The organism is Stenotrophomonas sp. P5_A9, assembly GCF_056400525.1.
This window is the reverse complement of sequence record NZ_JBFULC010000020.1, coordinates 11,166-32,005: the sequence shown is the minus strand read 5'-3', so window position 1 is coordinate 32,005 and position 20,840 is coordinate 11,166. Positions and strand designations below refer to the sequence as shown.

Sequence of the window (20,840 nt, the reverse complement as noted above, 5' to 3'; positions counted from 1 at the left end):
ACCGCCAGACCCGGATGGTCCGATCGGCGCCATTGCGGCGCCGGTCGGGAGGGCTCAGTTGAGCAGCTGGCAGCTGGTCGGCTTGGCCGAGGTGAACAGGCCCGGGGTGGCCCATTCGGGGTGGTCGATGAACGGATTGCGGTTGCCCTGGAAGCTGTAGATCACTTCATTGCGGGCGCGTTCGGCCGCATCCGGCGGGTCGGACAGATGCCACTCGATCAGGGTCGAGAGCAGGCCCATGTAGGCCGGCGATGCGGCCGTTTTGACGATCTTGCTGCGGTCGTCGGTCAGTTCCAGGTCCGGCTCGGACTGGCCGGTCTTGGCGTCTTTGCCCCCCTCGTAGCGGATCGCCATGTACATCACTGCCCGCGCCATGTCGCCCTTGCGTCGGCCCCACACCTCGAAGGTGCCGGTGTTGCCGTCGGGGGTACGCACCCAGTTGGAATTGCCCGGGTAGCCGCCGCTGCCGCCGCCCACGCCATTGTTGGCCTCGGTGGCGCGCTCGCCGCAGTTGCTGTCGCACTTGCCGAACGGCTTGTTGCCGCGGTCGGCGTTCCACTGCGCATCGGTCAGGTACAGCATGTGGGTGTCGGTGTAGGGCGCATACGGTAGGCCCTTGTCGCCGGTGGTGCTGGCAAAGCCCAGCGAGTTCGGCCAGGTGTGCTCGCGGTTGTAGGTCAGGCCGCTGCCGGTACCCGCCCGACCACTGACCTTGGTGTAGCTGTGGTTGCGGTAGGCATCGAGGATCTTGCCGCTGTTGTTGGGATCCTCATCGGCGATCTCCAGGATGGTCCAGGTGCTGGTGCCGGAGCCACTGTACGGGTAGGCGGTGTGGCCCTTGATGGTCTCGTGCAGGGAGCAGCGCAGCTGGCTGGGGTTGCTGGTGTTGACCCGCGAGTAGTACTCGCCGGGATTACCGGGATTGCCCGGGTCCGGATTGCCGGTGGTGGTGGCCACGGTGAAGGCGATGCGGGTATCGGCAGCGGGATGGGCGCCCTGGGCATCGCTGACGCGGGTGGCGCGGATGTCGAAGCGGCAGGCTTCGCCGGCGATCAGCGCAGTGTTGGTGGACAGGGTGAACCGGCTGCCGCTGCTGGCGTGGGTCAGCGGCACCGTACCGGATTGCCCGCAGCTGAGCACGAAGGCGCCGCTGGCCAGGTTGACCGTCTCGCTGAAGGTCACGCTGAGATCGGCGGCCGACGGGAAGGTGCTGGCGCCCTGTTCGGGGGTGGTGGCGCTGACCGAGGGCGGGGTATTGGGGCCGCTGCCGCCGGTGCCGCTGAAGGTCTGGCCGTTGTTGCACGCGCCGAAGGTCTGCCCGGCCGATTCGGCCCAGGTGAAGTGGGTGTACTGGCTGCCGCTGCCGGTCAGCTGCAGGGACGTGCCCGGGGCGGTGCTGTTGCTCTCGCTGACCGGGATGTTCTGGCTGGTCAGGCCGGCCGCGGGGCCGCCTGCGGCGGTGATGGTGCCTTCGTAGCTGATGAACTGGACGACCTTGCCGCTGGCATCGACCAGGGCGATGCCGTCGTTGGACCCGTTCTGGATACCGTTGCTGGGGTAGGTGACCGTGGCCAGGGTGGCCTTGCCGCAACCGGCCGCGGTGCCGGACGGGATCGCGTTGTTGGCGTAGACCGCTGCCGCCGACGGGTTGCTGCCGTTGTACAGGTACAGGCGGTAGCCGCTGAGGTCCTCCCCGGCGGTGGCCACTACCTCGATGGCCTCGCCGACATCGCCGGCCGGCGTGCTGTCGTCGTAGTGCAGTTCATTGATGAATACATCCGCCTGGGCGGTGCCGGCCAATGCCAGCAGGCATCCCAGGGACAGCGGTGTGAGCAACCTCATCTACGTCTCCTTGTGATTGGGTATCGCCGGCCGAATCTAATCAATCCAGATGACACATCTATCGATATGTCGGGATTGGCCTTCCGCAGTGAGACGTACGTCAAGAAAATGGGGGGCGGCGGTCGGTCGGSGGGTCGGGCGCTGGGCCCCCAKGCCCTTTCCGGCGAATGTCCCCCGGTGTCGGCCTGCGGCCGCCCCCTCCTCCTTTATTTCGCCTCCAAGGGCATGGGGCCCAGCGCCCGACCCACCGACCAGCGTCAAAACGCCTGGCTTCTATYTGATTACCGCAAGCCGAGCCCCKTAGCGGCCGGTAGGSKCCTGGGCAAAATMAAGGAGGAGGCCGCCAGGCCGGGGGACATTTGCGCCAGGGGCCTACCGGTCGCTACGGGGCCCTCGAGCGCGCGGCAGCCCCCGGCGAAGCCGCCGTCCAAAAGAAAACGGCAGGGTTTCCCCTGCCGTTTTCGTTTTCAGCCTGCGCCGGCAGGCGGTGTACCGACCCACGGTCGGCACCCACCCCTATCGTTCGCGCCCTTACTTCAGCCCGCGGTTGACCAGCAGCGGTTCCACCGACGGATCCTTGCCGCGGAACTCGCGGTACAGATCGGCAAGTTCCACGCTGTTGCCGCGCGAGAGGATCTTGTCGCGGAACACCTGCCCGTTCTCCGGGGTCAGGCCGCCATGCTCCTTGAACCACTCGAAAGCATCATGGTCCAGCACCTCGGCCCAGAAGTAGGCGTAGTAACCGGCCGAATAGCCACCGCCCCAGATGTGGTCGAAGTAGGTGGTGCGGTAACGCGGCGGCACCTGCGGCAGGTCGACCTTGAACTTCTTCAGCGCCGCCGCTTCGAACGGGGCCACGTCCTGCAGCGGCGCGTCGGCCGGCTGGGTGTGCCAGGCCAGGTCGAGCAGCGCCGCCGACAGGTACTCGGTGGTCGCATAGCCCTGGTTGAAGGTGCGCGCCTTGAGGATCTTGTCGACCAGCGCCTGCGGCATCGGCTCACCGGTCTTGTAGTTCTTGGCGTAGTTGGCGAACACCTTCGGGTCCAGCGCCCAATGCTCGTTGAACTGCGAGGGGAACTCGACGAAGTCGCGCGAGGTGCTGGTGCCTGCGATGGACGGGTACTTCACCTTGGAGAACATGCCATGCAGCGCGTGGCCGAACTCATGGAACATCGTGGTCACATCATCGAAGCTGAGCAGCGCGGGCTGGCCGGCGGCGGGCTTGGTGAAGTTGCACACGTTGTAGACCACCGGCTTGGCACCGGTCAGGCCGTCCTGTTCGACGAACACGTCCATCCAGGCGCCACCGGACTTGCTGTCACGCTTGAAGTAGTCGGTGTAGAACAGCGCCAGCGACGTGCCGTCCTTGTCGAACACCTCGTAGACCTTCATGTCCGCGTGGTAGGTCGGGATATCGGTGCGCGGCTTGAAGGTGATGCCGTACAGCTGGGTGGCGGCGTAGAAGACGCCGTTCTGCAGCACGTTGTCCAGCTCGAAGTACGGCTTGATCTGCGACTCGTCCAGGTCGTACTGCGCCTTGCGCACCTGTTCGGCGTAGAAGTCCCAGTCGGACGCGGCCAGCTTGAAACCGCCCTTCTGGGCGTCGATCACTTTCTGCATTTCGCCGATCTCGCCACGCGCCTTGGCGGTGGCTGCCGGCACGGTGTCAGTCAGCAGCTTGAGCGCGGCGGCCGGGGTCTTGGCCATCTGGTCGGCCAGGCTGTAGGCGGCGTAGTTGTCGAAGCCGAGCAGCTTGGCCTTCTGCGCACGCAGCTGGGCCAGCCGCTGTACGGTCTGCCGGGTGTCGTTGGCATCGCCCTTCTCGGCGCGGGTTTCGGAGGCCTTGAGCACGGCGGCGCGCTGGTCGCGGTCGCTCAGCGAGGCCAGTACCGGCTGCTGGGTGGTGTTCTGCAGCGGCAGCACGTACTTGCCGTCCAGCTTGCGGTCCTTGGCATCGGCGGCGGCGGTGTTGATCGCATCCTCGTCCAGGCCGGCCAGCTTGGCCTTGTCATCGACCACCACCGCACCGGCGGCGGTGGCGGCCACCAGGCGGGTGTGGAACTGGGTGGCCAGCGTGGTTTCTTCCACGTTGAGCTTGCGCAGCGAGGCCTTGTCGGCATCGTTCAACTGCGCGCCGGCACGCACGAATTCCTGGTAGTCACGCTCGACCAGGCGCAGCTGCACCGGGTCCAGGCCCAGCGACTGGCGCTGGTCGTAGACGCTCTTGATGCGGGCGAACAGCTTCGGGTCGAGGTTGATCTCGTCCTGGTGGTCGGCCAGCTTCGGGGCGACTTCTTCCTGGATCTTCTGGCGCGCCTCGTTGGTATCGGCCTGGACCAGGCCGAAGAAGATGCGCGACACGCGGGTCAGGGTTTCGCCGCTGCGCTCCAGCGCTTCGACGGTGTTGTCGAAGGTGGCCGGTTCGGGGTTGTCGGCGATCTTGCGGACTTCGGCCAGGTGCTGCTTCATGCCTTCATTGAAGGCCGGCAGGTAGTCACTGTCCTTGATCTTGTCGAACGGCGGCGCCTGGAACGGCAGCGTGCTGGCGCTCAACAGGGGGTTGGTGGACGCATCGGCCGGCTGTTGCGCGGCGGGGGTCGGGGTATCGGTCACGGGGGTGGACTCCTTGCCGGAACAAGCCGCCAGCGCCAGGCTGATGGCAGCGGCCAAAACTACGGTACGCGACATGAAACGGGCTCCTTGGAATGGGATGCGGCTGCGGAAAACCGCAGCCGATCACCCTACTCCGATTGCCCGGAAGCGGCATGTGCCGGACGTGGCGCATGGCTGTGCGGCGCCCGCCGTGAACGGGGCCGGCGTCTCCCGGCCCGGTCCGGCCTCAGACGGTGCCGCGGTTCTTGCCCTGCCAGGGCCGGTAGTAGTCGCGGATGGCGGCCATGTCGGCGGCATCATCGCCGGTGGAATAAAACAGCGGGCCGATCCCGATGGTCTTTTCCGGGTAATGGAAGTAAGCCGCCAGCACCGGCACGTCGGCCATCCGCGCGATCTTCAGGAACCCGGCCTTCCAGTGCGTCACCGCCTTGCGGGTGCCTTCGGGGGTGATCGCATACCACATGCGTTCGGAGCCGCGGATCAGGCTGACCGCCTGTTCCACCGTGCCCTGCGGCGAGCTGCGGTCCAGCGGGATCACGCCCAGGGCGCGCAGCAGCGGCGACAGCGGCCACCAGAACAACGAGGCCTTGCCCAGCACCTTGACCTGCATGCCCAGCGCGATCTTGGCCGCCATGCCCCAGAACCCGTCCCAGTTGGAGGAGTGCGGGGCAATGATGAAGACCAGCTTGGGCACGTCCGGGAAGGTGCCCACCACTTTCCAGCCACCCAGGCGCAACGTGCAGCGCGCCAGCCAGCGGAGGAAGCGGTTGGGTTTGACCTGCGGCATGTTGGGCGGAACGGCCGGCAACAGCGGACTTCGGTTGTTCAAGCAATCACTCCCAATTGCGTGTGGTGCGGCCGCGCTTGATCTGCGCGCGGCCCTTTTTTTCATCCAGGCGGCGCAGCTTCGCCCCGTACGACGGCTTGGTGGCCACGCGCGGCTTGGGCACGCTGAGGCTGGCCTGGATGAACTCGGCCAGGCGCTCGCGCGCATCCTCGCGGTTGCGGTCCTGGGTGCGAAAACGCTGGGCATCGATGACCAGCACGCCCTCGCCGGTCATGCGTCGGTCGCGCCGGGCCAACAGGCGCGAGCGCAACGGTTCGGGCAGCGACGGCGAGCCGGCCACGTCGAAACGCAGTTCCACCGCGGTGGACACCTTGTTGACGTTCTGCCCGCCGGCGCCACTGGCGCGCACGAAACGCTCGACGATTTCCGCGTCGGGAATCGACAGATGTGCGCTGACGGTGACTGGTCCGGTACCCATGGGCGGCATTGTAAAGGCAGGACGCGTGCCGAGGGTGAGCCCAACATCCCCGATGACGCCGATAACGTCCGCAAAATGCAGCCTGATGACATCCCGGCGGGTATCCTCGGGACTCCATGCAACGCAGGATGCTCCGCACATGCTTTCGATCCGTCCGCTGACCCTTACCGGCCCGACCCGTCCCCGTCGTGGCCTGATCCGCCTGGGCCTGGTACTCGCCCTGGGCCTTGCCGCCGTGGCCCCGGCCATCGCCGCGCCGCCGTCCGATGCCGACATCAACCGGCTGCTGGCCGCCTCGCGCGCGCAGACCATGCTGGACAGCATGCTGCCGCAGATCGAGGCGATGCAGCGCCAGCAGTTCCAGCAGGTCGCCCAGCAGCGCCAGCTCGATGCGCAGCAGCAGGAACAGATGAAGCGCATGGAGGCACGCACCACCCAGACCATCCGCCAGGCGCTGTCCTGGCAGCAGCTGCGGCCGATGTACGTGGACCTCTACAAGAAGAGCTTCAGCAAGGAAGACGTGCTGGCGATGGCCGAGTTCTACGAGAGCTCGGCCGGACAGAGTCTGCTCGACAAGACCCCGGCGCTGATGCAGAACGTGATGGTGGCCATCCAGGAAAAGATGCAGCCGCTGTTCGTGGACCTGCAGAAGGACCTGGAGGAAATCATGAACGAGAAGCCGGCCCCGGCGAAGAAGTGACCCCGTAGAGCCGACCGTTGGTCGGCTGCACGATCCCGGGCACCGCATGTAAAGCATGCCGACCGTTGGTCGGCTGCAGATATCCCGGGCACCGCATGTAAAGCATGCCGACCGTTGGTCGGCTGCACGATCCCGGGCACCACATGTAAAGCATGCCGACCGTTGGTCGGCTGCAGATGTCCCGGGCACCGCATGTAAGGCAGCCGACCAACGGTCGGCTCTACGCGGGTCAGGCCGCGTCCCAGCCGAACAGATCCATCGCCTTGCGGAACTCCCCCTCCGCCGGCGCGCTGACGTCCATCGCGGTGCCATCGGGGTGTGGGAACCGCAGGCGTTCGGCGTGCAGCAGCATGCGGTGGATGCCCTGCATGCGGAAACTGCGGTTGTGGCGGCCATCGCCATGGCTGGTGTCGCCGATCAGGTGGTGGGACAGGTGCTTGAGGTGGCGGCGGATCTGACGGAAGCGGCCGGTCTGCGGTTGGCAGCGCAGCAGCGCATAGCGCGAGGTCTCGAACTCGCCCACCGGCACGGCGATCTCGCCCACGGCCACCCGCTGGAAATGGGTGATGGCCTGCTTCTTCACCGGCTTGCCGGGGCCGCCATCGAGGTCATGGTCGACGGTGAAGATGTCTTCGGCCGGCCAGCCACGGCAGATCGCCAGGTAATCCTTGGTCACATCGCCGCCCATCAGCGCTTTGCCGAGCACGCTGGCGCTTTCGCGGTCGAAGGCCAGCAGCAGGCAGCCGCTGGTGGCGCGGTCGAGCCGGTGGACCAGGAAGATCGGCTTGCCGAGCTGGTCGCGCAGGCGGTCGGCAAGGAAGTCGTCTTCGCCACGGGCCAGCTTGCTGTCGTGGACCATCAGCCCGGCGGGCTTGTTGACCACGGCCAGGCGGTCGTCCAGGTGCAGCAACTGCAGGGGCGCCACTGCGGGCGCGAGGTCGGTTGCGGTGTCGGTATCGATGTCGTTCACCGACCGATTATCCCCGCCCACTGCAGGCAGCGCCAACAAAGGCGATTCAGGCGACGTCACGCACCGCGATCAGTTCGCCGTTGCCGATCGGCACCCGCACGCAATGGAACTGCGGATCGCGGCGTACCTGTGCCTCGAAGGCCGCCATCTGTTCGGCATGCGAGACGGCATTGTCGACCACCAGCAAGCCACCGGGACGCAGCACGCGACGCAGGTCCGGCCACCAGCCCAGGTACTGGCTGCGTTCGGAATCCAGGAACAGCAGGTCGATGCTGGCCTCGGCTGCGGCACCCAGCCACACACCCGCATCGATGTGGATAAGCTCGATCTGCGCGGCCAGGCCGCTGCGCGCGAAGGTGGCCGTCGCCAGGGCGATCTTGTCGGCGGCGTACTCCAGCGTGGTGACCTGCCCGCCGACAGCCGCAGCGGCCTCGGCCAGCCACAGCGTGGAATAGCCGTTGGAGGTGCCGATCTCCAGCACCCGCCGCGCGCCGGTGGCACGCACCAGCACACCCAGCAGCTCGCCGGTGTCCGGGGTGATGTTGAGCATGCGCTGGGCACGCTCGGTATGGCTGGCATCGTGGTCGGCGCCGAACCGGGCCAGTTCGTCCTTCAGTGCCTGCAGCGTCATCTCAGCGGCGCCACCACGCGCTGGCCAACGAGAACAGACCGGCCGCGCCACTCACCCAGCTCCACACCGGTGCATCACCGAAGTACCAGCCGCCCGGCTGCATGCCGTACAGCACCGCCGCGACGATCAGCAGGCCGACACCGGCGATCGCGGCGACCGCGCGCTTCTGCAGCTTCTGCAGGTTGGTGTTGAGCGCGACCAGGTCCTGCGAGCGCATCGACAGCTCGTGTCCGCCTTCCACCTGCTGCTTCAGCCAGGCGTGTACCAGGCGCGGCATGTCCGGGGTGTGGGTCATGATTTCCGGCAGCCGCTTGCGCAGCTCCTTCAGTACCCGGCGCGGGCTGTAACGCTCGCGCAGGATGCGTTCGAGCACCGGCCGGGCCACCGCCCAGATGTCCAGTTCCGGATCGAGCTGGCGGCCGACGCCTTCGATGTTGAGCAGGGTCTTCTGCAGCAGGATCAGCTGCGGCTGCAGGGTCAGTTCATAGCGCTGGGCCACGCGGAACAGCTTGATCAGCACCTCGGCCAGCGAAATCTGCGACAGCGGCCGGGTGAAGTAGGGTTCGCACACCGAACGCGCCGCCGCTTCCAGCTCGTCGATACGCACGTTGCCCGGCATCCAGCCCGCTTCAACGTGGAGCTCGGCCATGCGCCGGTAATCCTTGTTGAAGATCGCCATGAAGTTCTCGGCCAGGTAGTACTGATCCTCCTGCGAGAGCTGGCCCATGATGCCGAAGTCCAGCGCGATGAAGCGCGGGTTGTCGCGGCGCGCCGGATCGAGGTCGACCCAGATGTTGCCGGCGTGCGCATCGGCGTGGAAGAAGTTGTCGCGGAACACCTGCGTGTAGAACACCCGCACGCCCTTGGCCGCCAGCGCCTTGCGGTCGATGCCGGCCTTGTCCAGCGCGACGATATCATCCGACGGAATGCCCCACACCCGCTCCAGGGTCAGCGCGCGCTCGGCGGTGTGGCTCCAGATCACTTCCGGAACGTACAGGTCGTCCGAATCCATCCAGTTGCGGCGCAGCACGCTGGCGTTGGCGCCTTCGCGTTGCAGGTCAAGCTCGGCGGCCAGGGTGTTCTCGACCTCGGCCACCACTTCGCGCGGGCGGATCTTGTCGGCGCGCGGATGGGCGCGCTCGACCAGCGCAGCGGCCGAGGTGAGCAGCGCGATGTCGGCATCGATCTGCCGTTCGATATCCGGGCGCAGCACCTTGACCACCACCTGGCGGCCGTCGGCCAGCGTGGCCGCGTGGACCTGGGCGATCGAGGCCGAGGCCAGCGGCTGCAGGTCGAAGCTGGCGAACGCCTCGCTGACCGGGCGGCCGAGCGCCTGCTCGACGATGCGCTGGGCGGTCGCGCCGTCAAACGGCTTGACCCGGTCCTGCAGCAGGGTCAGCTCGTTGGCCACATCGGCCGGGATCAGGTCGCGGCGGGTGGACAGGATCTGCCCGAACTTGACGAAGATGGGGCCGAGGTCCTGCAGCGCCAGGCGCAGCCGGGCACCGCGCGACTGCGCGGCGATATCGGCCGAGGCGCGCGGCACGAACGGCTTGGCCAGGCGCAGCCAGCGCTCCAGCGGGGTGTCCTGCAGCAGATCATCCAGGCGGTAGCGCAGGATCACCCGGCCGATGCGGGTGGCGCGGAACATCGCCTTCATGCGCGCACCTGGCGCAGGCGCTGTACCCGGGCGGCGATGCGTTCCACATCGTCGCGCATCACATCCACGTCGTCGTGGAAGGCTTCCAGTTCTGCTCGCGGTACCACGTCGCGGGACTCCTCGGTGACATATTCGGCGGCGCTGTGCGCCAGGTCGGACGCGCCACGGCGCGCATGCTGCAGCGCCGAGCGCAGGCTGTTGGCGATCTGCACGCCCAGCACCTCGCCGAACACGCGCACGAACGGCTGCTGCCAGTCCGGATCGAAACGGCTGGCCAACTGCTGCAGGCGCCGGGCCAGCTCGGCATCGCCGGAGACCTTGACCCGCCCGGCCGGGGCGTCACCGCCGCGGCGCGCATTGGCCAGGAACGGCAGCTGCGCAAGCACGCCGCCCAGGGTGCTGCGCACGGCCAGGTCCGGCTCCTGCTGCGCATCCACCGGGCCCACGGTCAGGCGCTCACCGTCGACCCCGATACGCATCGCCAGCGAAGGGGATTCCAGGGTCAGCGCAATGTGCCGGCCATCCAGCGCACCCAGCGCGCTGCGCGTGTCCGGGTCCAGCGCCAGCGCGCGGTTGAGCGCCAGCTGCAGCGCATTGCCGGCCAGCGGTTTGAGGGAACTGAGGAAGGAACGGGCCATCGCTGCATTCTACTCGGCCCATGGCAGCGCCGGACCGCCGTACGTGCGCCGAGGCTGACGCGAGCATGAAGGCCGGTTCCACTGCAGGCCGCTGACCGGTTCATGCTATGGACCCACACACCAGGCGCAGGAGCGGCAACAGGCATGGGCAAGACCCGGGTAGGCATCATTTTCGGTGGCCGTTCGGCCGAACACGAAGTGTCACTGCAGTCGGCCAGGAACATCGTGGACGCATTGGACAAGACGCGCTTCGACGTGACCCTGATCGGGATCGACAAGCAGGGCCAGTGGCATGTCAGCGACCCGCAGGCCTTCCTGCTGCACGCCGATGACCCGGCGCGGATCGCCCTGAACCGCTCGGGCATTGCGGTGGCCGTGCGCCCCGGGGTGGCGCGCCAGCAGCTGGTGCCGACCGATCCGGCCACCGCACTGGAGCAGATCGATGTCGTGTTCCCCATCGTGCACGGCACGCTGGGCGAGGACGGCTCGCTGCAGGGCCTGCTGCGCATGGCCAACCTGCCGTTCGTGGGCTCCGGCGTACTCGGCTCGGCGGTGGCGATGGACAAGGACGTGGCCAAGCGCCTGCTGCGCGACGCCGGGCTGGCGGTGGCACCGTTCGCCTGCTTCAACCGGGCCAGCGCAGCCAACGCCGACTACGCCGCGCTGGTCGCGCAGCTGGGCTCGCCGCTGTTCGTCAAACCGGCCAACCAGGGCTCGTCGGTCGGGGTGAGCAAGGTGGACAGCGCGCGGGAATTTCATGAGGCTCTCGCGCTGGCGCTGTCCTATGACCACAAGGCGCTGGTGGAGACGGCCATCGACGGCCGCGAGATCGAGTGCGCGGTACTGGGCAACGACCGCCCCGAGGCCAGCGTGTGCGGCGAGGTGGTGCTGCACGACGCGTTCTACTCATATGACACCAAATACATCAGCGAGACCGGTGCGGACGTGGTGGTGCCGGCGGCCATCAGCGACGCCGACCAGCAGCGCATCGGCGACATCGCGGTGCGCGCCTATCAGGCGCTGGATTGCGCCGGTCTGGCGCGGGTGGATGTATTCCTGACCCCTGCTGGCGAGGTGGTCATCAACGAGATCAACACCCTGCCGGGCTTCACCCGAATCAGCATGTATCCCAAATTGTGGGCGGCCAGTGGGCTCGATTACACGGCCCTGATCAGCCGCCTTCTGGACCTGGCCCTGCAACGGCATGCGCAGGAGCAGGCGCTGCGCAGCTCGATCACCGCCTGATACGGCGACGGCCCGACGCGCTTTCGCACGCCGGGCCGTCACAAGGCAATGGCTGGGCAACCCGCGCCGGAGAGAGGGAGCGCGGGCTGCCCGGCGGACTAGCCTCGCTTGCGGAACATCGACACCACCGCCAGGATCAGGAAGACCACGAACAGGATCCAGGCGATGTTGCTGGCGGCACCGGCGATGCCGGAGAAGCCAAGCACCGCCGCGATGATGGCGATGACAAAAAAGATAACGGCGTAATGCAGCATGTCGATCCTCGCGTAATGCGTGCCGGATTGGCGTGCTGCAATCTTCACCAAACCGCGGTGTTCAGGAAGTGATGGCGTCCTGTGCGTGCGATGAAGACTTCAGCCTCGTGAGGCCTTCGTCAATGCTCACCTGCGGCACGTAGCCGAAGTCCCGACGCGCCGGCGCCATGCTGTACCAATGTGGGGTGCACAGCTGCTCGGCAAGGAAGCGGGTCATCGGCGGTTCGCCGCGCAGGCGCAACAGCGGCCACAGCCGCTCGGCCACCGCGCCGATGCGATAGGCGGTCTTGAAGCTGATCGACTTGTGCACCGCTGGCGCGCCGACCGCAGCCAGCAGCTTGTTGAGCAGTTCCTTCATCGGCAGCGGTTCGCCGTTGGAGATGAAGTACGCCTTGCCCGCGCACGCCGCGCCCGGGGCAAGGTGTTCGAAGGCAAGGAAGTGCGCCAGCGCAGCGTTGTCGATGTAGGTGGTATCGACCAGATTGCTGCCGTCCCCGACAAAGCGCAGCCGACCGGCGCGCGCACGCTCGGCCAGGCGCGGCACCAGCTGCTGGTCGCCCGGCCCCCAGATCAGCCGCGGGCGCAGTGCCACGGTGGCCAGGGTGGCATCGTTGGCGGCCAGCACGCGCTGCTCGGCAAGGGTCTTGGTGGCCGCATACGGCGCCTGGAAGTCTTCGCCGTAGGGCACTTCATCGGCGCCCAGGCCTTCCACCGGGTGGGTGGCGCGATGGGTCACGCTCGGCGTGGAGGTGTAGACCAGCTTGCCCACGCCATGCGCGCGGCAGGCAGCGATCACGTTGTCGGTGCCGACCACGTTGGCCTGGAAATAGCTGTCATAACTGCCCCACGCGCCGGCCTTGGCGCCGTTGTGGAACACGGCATCGACCCCGGCCACCGCGTGGCGCACCGCATCGGCATCGGCCAGGTCGCCGCGGATCTGGCCCACGCCCAGTGCGGCCAGCGGCGGATAGTCGCCGCGGTTGAAGCTGAGCACCTGATGGCCCCGCTGCACCAGCCCACGGCACAGCGCCTGCCCAAGGAAGCCACCCCCACCGGTCACCAGGATTCTCATGCGCGCGTGTCCACGTGGGTTGCGGCCCAGACAGCCAGCTTCTCGCGGCCGATCTTGGCGTTGTGGCGGATATCCACCGGGAAGCCGGGATGCATCAGGAACTGTTCGATGCGGGGGGTGTGCGGGTGTGCATCGGCCTCGCGACGCAGGCGTTCGCGCAGCGCAGGGGTATCGGCACCGCCGGGTTGCAGCTCCACGCACAGCACCGGGCGCTGGCGACCCGCCGCACCGACGCCGACCAGCGCGGTGCGGGCGATGCCGTCGAGCGCATTGAAGACCGGTTCGACCTGTTCGGTGTACATCGGCCCCTGCGCGGTTTCCAGGCGCTGGGTCTTGCGACCGCAGAACCACAGCCGACCCTGCGCATCGAAGTAGCCGACATCGCCCATGCGGTGCACTACGCGCGCGCTGCCATCGGCGAGCACTTYGCCGATCTTGGCCGCGGCAGTGGCCTGCGGGCGGTTGAAGTAGCTGTCGGTCGCGGTGGGACCGGCCACGGTGATTTCGCCGACCTCGCCCACGCCCACCTCACGCACCTGCGACCAGTCCGGCAGCGGCGCGTCGTCGATGGCGATGATGCGCACCAGGTTGGGCGCCACCACGCGCCCGACGCAGGTGCCGGCCCCGGCTTCGGTGGCCTGGCGGGTGCTTTCCAGCTCGCGGCCTTCGATCACCGCCACCGGCAGGCACTCGGTGGCGCCGTACGGCGTCCAGAACTCGGCGTCGGCCGGCAGCAGACGGCGGATCCGGGCGACCACGTCCGGCGGCACCGGCGCGCCGGCCGAGGTCACCCGGCGCACGCCCGTCAGCGGCTGGCCGTGGTCGGCCAGCACCCGCATCAGCGCCGGTGAACCGAACAGCTGGGTGATCCCGAAGCGGGCGATCGCATCGAGCAGCTTGCGCGGGTCGGCCTTGGCCGGGCGCGTCGGGTCCATGTCCGGAATCACCGAGGTCAGGCCCAGCGCCGGATCGAACAAGGCGAACGGCGGGAAGGTCGGCAGGTCCACGCCACCGGGCTCCATGCCGAAGGCCGACCGCAGCAGCTCCACCTGGCCCACGAAGTGCCGGTGGCGGTAGACCACGCCCTTGGGCACGCCGGTGGAGCCACTGGTGAACAGGATCGCGGCAACGTCGTCGCCCTCGGTGGACGCCATCGGCTGCGGCGCGCGCGCGCCCTCGGCCTCGATCCGGGCCAGCGTGGTGCCGCCCCAGCCCCAGCGCCGGCCGACGGTCACCAGGGTCTTCGCTCCCGGGCACCAGCGCAGCACCAGCCGCGCCACGTGGGCCAGGCCGATGCCGATGAAGGCCTGCGGCTGCGCCTCGTCCAGGCACTGTTTGAGGGCGCGCTTGTCGATACCGGGGTCGACCAGCACCGGCACTGCGCCGTTCTTGAACAACGCGAACATCAGCAGGAAGAACTCCGGCGAGGGCCGCACCATCACCACCGCGCGCACACCGCGGCCGATGCCGTGGGCAGCCAGGCCGGCGGCCATGGCGTCGCTGCGCGCGTTGAGGGTGCGGTAATCGAGGGTGACGTCGTAGGCGGCCATGCCGCCTGCACCGGGCTTTCCGGGGCAGCGGATGGCGATCTGGTCGGGGCGTTCACGGGCCAGCTCGGGCAGGCGCGCGGCAATGTTGGTGGCGGCGTTCATCCGTTCATTGTCGCCGCTGCAGAAAAATCTTGCGCGGGCGGCCACGGCATGGAAAATTCGCGGCCTTCCCTCCTGCTCGATTGCCGCCCAAGGCCGGTCCCCCATGTCCCATCCCTGCCTCACCTGCGGCGCCTGCTGCACCCAGTACCGTGTGGCGTTCCACTGGATGGAATCGGACGAGGTCACCCCCGGCGGCGTGCCGCACGAACTGACCCAGGTGCTGGACCCGCACCGGCTGTGCATGCGCGGCACCCTGTCCAAGCCGGTCTACTGCGTGGCGCTGGATGCGGAGATCGGGGTCTATTCGCGCTGCAGCATCCACCCCAACCGCCCCAGCGTGTGCCGCGAAGTGGACGCCTCGTGGGAGTACGGCAAGGCCAGCCCACAGTGTGACAAAGCGCGGGTTGCGCACGGCATGCCGGCCCTGACCCTGGCCGATTGGCGCTGGCGGGACGCGGCGGACAATGACGATGATCATCCCGACGACAACGGCAGCTCGCCGGCGCCGCAGGCGCCGATCGCGGCGTGAGGGTGTGCGTCCGGGGGTGATGGCCCGGCGCGAAGGGCAGCCGACCAACGGTCGGCTCTACGGGTGGGTTCCGACCCGATCAAACGTCGGTACCCACCGGTTGCTGGGTAGGTGACGACCGTTGGTCGTCACCCCGGTCAAATCGGGTTTGCGTCCAAAAACGCCCGGATCTTCGGCACCAGCACCTCGTGCTTGTCTTCCAGCACGTAATGCCCGGCATCCTCGAAGGCGTGCACCTCGGCCTGCGGCAGCGCGGCCTGGAAGCCGGCCAGGAAGTGGTGGTCGAACACGAAGTCGCGCAGGCCCCAGCCGATGAAGGCGGGGCGGTCGGCGTACGACGGCAACGTCTGGCCGGAGCGCTCCAGCAACGACCACGCCTTGTCGGCCGGCGACAGGGGGATGTCCTGCATGAAACGGATGGTGCTGATGCGGTTGGCGTAGCTGTTGTACGGCGACACGTATGCGCGGCGCACGTCGGCCGGCATCTTGCGCTCCACGCCCAGCCACGAGGCACCGGCGGAGAACGCGTTGAAGGTGCGGATGATCCACTCCCCCACCGTCCAGTGACGGCCCAGCGCGATCTGCCACGGCATTTTCTTCGCAGCCGGCATCGGGAATGCCGCCGTGTTGAGCACCACCAGGCGCTTGACCTGCGCGTGGTGCGACAGCGCCCAGCCAAAGCCGATCATGCCGCCCCAGTCGTGCACGGCCAAGGTCACCGGGCCGATGATGCCCAGGTGCCTGAGCAGCGCGTCCAGATCGTCCACGCGCGACTGCAGCGTGTAGTCGTAATGCGCGTCATCGGGCTTGTCCGACAGGCCCATGCCGATGTGGTCGGGCACGATGCAACGGTATTTGTCCGACAGCCCCGCCACCAGCGTGCGCCAGTAATAGCTCCACGACGGGTTGCCGTGGACCATCACCACCACCTCGCCATCGCGCGGACCTTCGTCGAGATAGTTCATCGACAGGCCGGGGCGCACCTCGAAGCGGTGCGGATGAGCGGGGTAACCGGGAAGCTGGGGCATGCAATCGCACCTGTAAAAAGGGCCGGTAGTACCGGCCCTTGGATTCAACGTAGCGGTCTTGTTACCAGACCACTTCGGCCATCGAGCAGTTCAGGCCCGAGCCGATACCGAGCAGCGCGATGCGATCGCCCTTCTTCAGCCGGCCCAGTTCCTTGAGCTTGCTCAGCACGATCGGCACCGAGGCCGGACCGATGTTGCCGTGCTCGCCGAAGATGGTCATGACCTTCTTCGGGTCGATGCCGAAGTTCTTGATGAACGCGGCGGTGTGCGGCTGGCTCACCTGGTGGATGACGAACTGGTCCAGTTCGTCCACCGCCCAGCCCAGCGCTTCGCGTGCAGCCACGAAGGTCTTCTGGGCCAGCTTGATGCCCTCGATCAGCAGCATGCGGGTGTCGGTGACCATGCGGTCCAGGTTGCCGCGGCACAGCTGGTTCCACTCGGTGGCCGAACGGGTCACGCCACCGCGGTAACGCGGCGCGTCGGGCACCAGTTCGGTCCGTGCCATCACCATGGCGGCGGCACCGCAGCCCAGGGTCAGCGCGGCCATCTCGTTGCGGAAGTCATCGGCGGTCACGCCCGGCAGGGCCATGCGCTCGAGGGTCTTCTCGTAGACCAGGTTGGCGGTTTCGCCATCGACGATCAGCGCGTAGTCGATCTCACCGCGCTCAAGCATGCGCGCAGCGATGTCCATGCCATTGATGAAGGCCAGGCAGGCGTTGGCGACGTCGAAGGTCATGCACTCATCGCCCACGCCCAGGTTGCCCGAGACGATGCTGGCGGTGGACGGCTCCAGATAGTCGCGGCTGACCGAGGTGTTGACCAGCAGGCCGATCTTGTCGGCGCCGATCCCGGCATCTTCCAGCGCCTTGCGGGCGGCCAGGGTCGCCGCATCGGAGGCGAGCATGTCCGCATCCCACAGACGACGGGCGTGGATGCCGGCGATATCGCCGAGCACGTCGGTACGGATGCCCAGACGATCCAGCGTCGGCTGCAGACGTTCGTTGATTTCCTTGGACGTCAGCGTGTGCGGCGCGTCGATGTGCGCCAGGCCGGCGATAGAGACATTCTTGAAGAGCATCAGTTAGCGCCAAGGCTCAGGCAAAGGGGGCGCTATTGTAAGCCGGCCTTGCCTTCACCGCACCTTTACGAATTCACGCTTGGGCGTATGGTGCGCGGCCGGGCGCTGAAGGGTTCAGCGAGGCGGGCACTGGAAGGCCAGGAAACGCTGGCTGCCATCGGCCGGCTGGCCACTGGCCTGGACGGCATTGGCCCCGGCGCTGGGGGCTTCATTGCGTGCCAGGGTTTCCAGTTCTTCCTGCACGCGCAGGGGGTTGCGGTTGTAGAAGGCCACCTTGCTCTTGACCGTCACCACCACCTCGCCCTTGCTCTGGCAGCCGCTCGGCACCTGGCCGGGAGGCAGCACGCGCACGGTCTTGCCTACCGGTTCGATCGGCACCCACGTGCAGGCGGTGGCGCTGAGGGTGAGCAGGGAAAGCAGAAGAACGCGCATGTGGGAGACCTGGCTGGGCGACGAGAAAGGAGTGTGCGGGAAACGGCTGAATCGGGGGTGATGGGGTGCCGGGCCGAAGCCCGGCCCCCTGCTTCGGCAGGTCAGCGAGGTTGCCGGCCAGCGGCCGGCACTACCTTGCCATCTGCATCGATCACGTGGACCTCGCCCAGGTTCAGCGCGCGGACCTCCTTCTCGGTCTGCTTCAGGTCACCGACCACCACCCAGGTGAGGGTGTTCGGGTCCAGCGTGGCCGCCGCCTGCTGCACCTGCGCCGGGGTCATGGCCTCGATCTCGGCCTTGCGCTTGAACACATAGTCGTCCGGACGCTGGTAACGCACGATGCCGCTGATGGTGCCCAGCACCGCACTGGCGGTTTCATACGCGCCGGGCAGGCTCAGCGTCTGGATGTTGCGGATGCGCGCCACTTCGGCGGCAGTGGCCGGCTTGGCGCCACTGGCGAAGTCGCGGATCTCCTTCTGCATTTCCCGCATCGACTCGGCGGTCTTGTCGATCTGCACCGGCGCACGGGCACCCCAAGGGCGCTGGCCCAGGGTGTTGCTGGCACTGCTGCCGGCACCGTAGGACCAGTGTTTCTCCTCACGCAGGTTCATGTTCAGGCGCGACGTGAAGTCGCCGCCGAGCACGCCGTTGGCGATGTCGAAGCGGGTGCTGCCCGGATCCATCGCCGACGGGACCACCTGGCTGGCGAACAGGTTGGCCTGGACGGCGCCGGGCTGGTCGATCAGGTACACGCGGGCGTGGGTCGGGCGGGCCACGTCGACCGGCGCCTTGACCGGCGGGGCAGTGCCCTGGCCCTTCCAGTCACCGAACTGACGCTCCAGCAGCGGCACGATTTCCTTCAGGGTGGTGTCGCCGACCACGATCAGCGTGCCCTGCTCGGGACGCAGCGCGTCACGGTGGAAATCGACCAGGTCCTGGCGGGTCAGCGACTGGATGTCGGCTTCATTGCCACTGCCCGTGAACGGAATCGCGTACGGATGACCGGCGCCGTACAACAGGGTCGGCATCACGCGCATCGCCGCCGCGCTGGGGTTGACCTTCTCCTGCTGGATGCCGGCGATCCAGGTCGCCTTGACCCGGTCGATCTCGCCCTGCTCGAAGCGCGGCTGGCGCAGCATGTCCGCATACAGGGCCAGCGACGGGGCCAGGTTTTCCTTCAAGGCCGACAGGTAGACGCTGGCGCTGTCCAGCGATGCCGACGCACCCAGGCTGGCGCCGAGGGCATCGGCGGCGTTGGCGAACGGCAGTGCGCCGAGCTTGCCGGCGCCTTCGCCCATCAGGTCCATGGTGAAGTTGGCGGTGCCCTGCTTGCGGCCCTGGTCGGCGGTGAAGCCACCGGGGAATTCATAGCTGAACTGCACCACCGGAATGTCGTGGCGTTCGGCCAGGATCACCTGGGTGCCGTTCTTGAGCGTGGCGCGGTGCAGCTGCGGGAATTTCAGCTCCGGGAAGGTCTTGGTCTGCGGTACGCCGGTGCTGCGGTCGACCTGCTTGGGCAGGGTGGTGAACTTGGGATCCACGGCCGGTACGGTGAACGGCTTGGGCGATTCGGACGGCAATTCGGCCAGCGCCACGCGCGCGCCCGGCTCCACCACCACCGTGTGGTCGCCCACGCCCAGCCACTTGGCACCGGCGCTGCGCACGTCGTCGGCGCTGGCCGCATCGATGGTCGCCAGCGACCGGCGGAAGCAACCCGGATCGCCTTCGAACACGGTGCATTCGGCCAGCGCATCGGCCTTGCCGCCAAAGCCGCCGATACGCTCGATGCCACGGATGAAGCCGGCCCGGAAGGCGGTCTTGCCACGGCTCAGTTCATCGGCGCTCGGGCCATCCTTGACCAGGCGCTTGATTTCCTCGTCGATGATCGCTTCGACCTTGGCCGGGTCCACGCCCTGCTTCACGGTGGCCATCACCACGAAGTTGGACCCCAGCTGCGAGCTGTAGGCGCCGGCGCTGATGTTGTCCACCAGCTTGTCCTGGTGCAGCAGGCGCTGGTCCAGACGCGAGGACTTGGCACCGCCGAGCACCTGGGCGAACAGCTGCAGCTGGTCCAGGTCGGTGGTGCCGACCTGGGCCACGTTCCAGGCGCGGTAGATGCGCGCCTGCGGCACCTTGTCGGTCATCACTTCACGCGTGCTCTTCTCGCGCTTGGCCACGTCCACCTTCGGCTGGGCCATGCTCGGACCGGCCGGGATGTCGCCGAAGTACCTGGCGACCTTTTCCTTGGCGGTGGCCAAGTCGATGTCGCCGGCCAGCACCAGCACCGCGTTGTTGGGGCCGTACCAAGTGCGGAACCAGGTCTTGACGTCATCCAGCGACGCCGCGTTGAGGTCGTTCATCGACCCGATCACGCTGTGGTGGTACGGGTGGCCTTCCGGATACATCGCGCGGGTCAGCTTTTCCCAGACCTGCCCGTAAGGCTGGTTTTCGCCCTGGCGCTTTTCGTTCTGGACCACGCCGCGCTGTTCGTCGAGCGCGGCCTGATCGATCGCACCCAGCAGATGGCCCATGCGGTCTGACTCCATCCACAACGCCATGTCCAGCGCGGTGGTCGGCACGTTCTCGAAGTAATTGGTGCGGTCGGTGTTGGTGGTGCCGTTCTGGCCGGTCACACCGACCTGCTTGAAGGGCTCGAAGTACTCGCCGTTGTGGTTTTCGCTGCCCTGGAACATCAGGTGTTCGAACAGGTGCGCGAAGCCGGTGCGCCCCGCCGGTTCGTCCTTGCTGCCCACGTGGTACCAGATGTTCACCGCCACGATCGGGGCCTTGCGGTCGGTGTGCACCACCACGCGCAGGCCGTTGGGAAGGGTGAACTGCTCGAACGGAATGTCCACCTTGGCCGGCGTGGCGGGCTTGGCCAGCACAGGCGCCGGCACGAAGCTGCCCAGGGCGGCGGAGAGCGCTACAGCCAGCAGCGCGGCACGCGGGCGGAGTTGGACGGTCATTCCGTTTCCTTGGTCATGAAAGTGAAGACCGATGCTAGCGCGTGGCGGGCACCCGCGGCATCCGCCAACAGTCATTGCCGGTATCGGGGAACTTCCTGCCCCTGGGCGCCTTTGATAGGCCTGCTCACTCATTGCTGAGCACCAGGCCGCGGACCAAGGCGCGCCCGGCGCGGACAGGTGTCCGGACAGCGGACACCCTGAATCAAACACAAAACCCTTTTAAATCAACCACTAAAAGTTGGCACGGCGCCTGCTTGGTACTGGG

At 67.4% G+C, this 20,840-nt stretch carries 18 protein-coding genes; 3 read left to right on the top strand and 15 right to left on the bottom strand.

Translation table 11 applies throughout. The features are described from left to right. Nucleotides 1-54 precede the first annotated feature (54 nt). From AC1DR7_RS08460 to arfB, 4 genes are all read right to left on the bottom strand, one after another. Nucleotides 55-1,842, bottom strand: a complete 1,788-nt coding sequence (locus AC1DR7_RS08460) for an endonuclease (protein ID WP_457319329.1) — start codon at nt 1,840-1,842, stop codon at nt 55-57. A 531-nt stretch (nt 1,843-2,373) separates the two neighbouring features. Further along, complete coding sequence (gene dcp / locus AC1DR7_RS08455; RefSeq protein WP_256775265.1) at nt 2,374-4,530, bottom strand: peptidyl-dipeptidase Dcp; 2,157 nt, start codon at nt 4,528-4,530, stop codon at nt 2,374-2,376. A 151-nt stretch (nt 4,531-4,681) separates the two neighbouring features. Continuing rightward, nucleotides 4,682-5,242 (bottom strand): lysophospholipid acyltransferase family protein, encoded by a 561-nt coding sequence (locus AC1DR7_RS08450; protein WP_236546331.1) that lies wholly within the window; start codon nt 5,240-5,242, stop codon nt 4,682-4,684. A gap of 46 nt (nt 5,243-5,288) precedes the next feature. Beyond that, on the bottom strand, nt 5,289-5,720 hold the full coding sequence (arfB, locus tag AC1DR7_RS08445; RefSeq protein WP_256775266.1) for an alternative ribosome rescue aminoacyl-tRNA hydrolase ArfB: 432 nt from the start codon (nt 5,718-5,720) through the stop codon (nt 5,289-5,291). Nucleotides 5,721-5,859: 139 nt separating this feature from the next. Between arfB and AC1DR7_RS08440 the strand changes: the two genes are divergently transcribed. Continuing rightward, complete coding sequence (locus AC1DR7_RS08440) at nt 5,860-6,420, top strand: DUF2059 domain-containing protein (RefSeq protein ID WP_457318704.1); 561 nt, start codon at nt 5,860-5,862, stop codon at nt 6,418-6,420. Between the two features lie 229 nt (nt 6,421-6,649). Here the strand turns inward: AC1DR7_RS08440 and AC1DR7_RS08435 are convergent, their stop codons facing one another. The 4 genes from AC1DR7_RS08435 to AC1DR7_RS08420 are packed head-to-tail and all read right to left on the bottom strand — an operon-like array spanning nt 6,650 to nt 10,319. Beyond that, nucleotides 6,650-7,381 (bottom strand): pseudouridine synthase, encoded by a 732-nt coding sequence (locus AC1DR7_RS08435; RefSeq protein ID WP_457318718.1) that lies wholly within the window; start codon nt 7,379-7,381, stop codon nt 6,650-6,652. A gap of 55 nt (nt 7,382-7,436) precedes the next feature. Next, nucleotides 7,437-8,021: an O-methyltransferase gene (locus tag AC1DR7_RS08430; protein ID WP_457318705.1), complete on the bottom strand. Its 585-nt coding sequence runs from the start codon at nt 8,019-8,021 to the stop codon at nt 7,437-7,439. Between the two features lies 1 nt (nt 8,022). Beyond that, nucleotides 8,023-9,681: a ubiquinone biosynthesis regulatory protein kinase UbiB gene (ubiB, locus tag AC1DR7_RS08425; RefSeq protein ID WP_457318706.1), complete on the bottom strand. Its 1,659-nt coding sequence runs from the start codon at nt 9,679-9,681 to the stop codon at nt 8,023-8,025. Further along, entirely contained in the window at nt 9,678-10,319 is a 642-nt protein-coding gene (locus AC1DR7_RS08420; RefSeq protein ID WP_256775270.1) for a ubiquinone biosynthesis accessory factor UbiJ, read from the bottom strand. The genes ubiB and AC1DR7_RS08420 overlap by 4 nt, the downstream gene beginning before the upstream one ends. A gap of 144 nt (nt 10,320-10,463) precedes the next feature. Here AC1DR7_RS08420 and ddlA point away from each other — a divergent pair, with 144 nt between their 5' ends. Next, nucleotides 10,464-11,564, top strand: a complete 1,101-nt coding sequence (gene ddlA / locus AC1DR7_RS08415; RefSeq protein WP_457318709.1) for a D-alanine--D-alanine ligase — start codon at nt 10,464-10,466, stop codon at nt 11,562-11,564. Between the two features lie 98 nt (nt 11,565-11,662). Here the strand turns inward: ddlA and AC1DR7_RS08410 are convergent, their stop codons facing one another. The 3 genes from AC1DR7_RS08410 to oleC form a co-directional block, all read right to left on the bottom strand. Beyond that, complete coding sequence (locus AC1DR7_RS08410) at nt 11,663-11,818, bottom strand: DUF1328 domain-containing protein (protein ID WP_038691201.1); 156 nt, start codon at nt 11,816-11,818, stop codon at nt 11,663-11,665. A gap of 61 nt (nt 11,819-11,879) precedes the next feature. Further along, entirely contained in the window at nt 11,880-12,890 is a 1,011-nt protein-coding gene (gene oleD, locus AC1DR7_RS08405; RefSeq protein WP_457318711.1) for a 2-alkyl-3-oxoalkanoate reductase, read from the bottom strand. Beyond that, a complete protein-coding gene (oleC, locus tag AC1DR7_RS08400; RefSeq protein ID WP_478076444.1) occupies nt 12,887-14,542 on the bottom strand; it encodes an olefin beta-lactone synthetase in 1,656 nt (551 codons plus the stop codon). The genes oleD and oleC overlap by 4 nt, the downstream gene beginning before the upstream one ends. Before the next feature lie 103 nt (nt 14,543-14,645). On the opposite strand from oleC, the gene AC1DR7_RS08395 reads away from it, so the two are divergent. Continuing rightward, complete coding sequence (locus AC1DR7_RS08395) at nt 14,646-15,071, top strand: YkgJ family cysteine cluster protein (RefSeq protein ID WP_137191336.1); 426 nt, start codon at nt 14,646-14,648, stop codon at nt 15,069-15,071. A 137-nt stretch (nt 15,072-15,208) separates the two neighbouring features. On the opposite strand, the gene AC1DR7_RS08390 is transcribed toward AC1DR7_RS08395, so the two are convergent. The 4 genes from AC1DR7_RS08390 to AC1DR7_RS08375 form a co-directional block, all read right to left on the bottom strand. Then, nucleotides 15,209-16,099 (bottom strand): alpha/beta fold hydrolase, encoded by an 891-nt coding sequence (locus AC1DR7_RS08390; RefSeq protein ID WP_478051389.1) that lies wholly within the window; start codon nt 16,097-16,099, stop codon nt 15,209-15,211. Nucleotides 16,100-16,160: 61 nt separating this feature from the next. After that, the gene (locus AC1DR7_RS08385; RefSeq protein WP_038691210.1) at nt 16,161-17,177 is read right to left on the bottom strand and encodes a 3-oxoacyl-ACP synthase III; all 1,017 of its coding nucleotides are present in this window, start codon (nt 17,175-17,177) and stop codon (nt 16,161-16,163) included. Nucleotides 17,178-17,291: 114 nt separating this feature from the next. Next, nucleotides 17,292-17,609: a DUF4156 domain-containing protein gene (locus tag AC1DR7_RS08380; protein ID WP_256775275.1), complete on the bottom strand. Its 318-nt coding sequence runs from the start codon at nt 17,607-17,609 to the stop codon at nt 17,292-17,294. A 101-nt stretch (nt 17,610-17,710) separates the two neighbouring features. Then, complete coding sequence (locus tag AC1DR7_RS08375) at nt 17,711-20,575, bottom strand: M16 family metallopeptidase (protein WP_457318392.1); 2,865 nt, start codon at nt 20,573-20,575, stop codon at nt 17,711-17,713. Between the last annotated feature and the right edge of the window lie 265 nt (nt 20,576-20,840).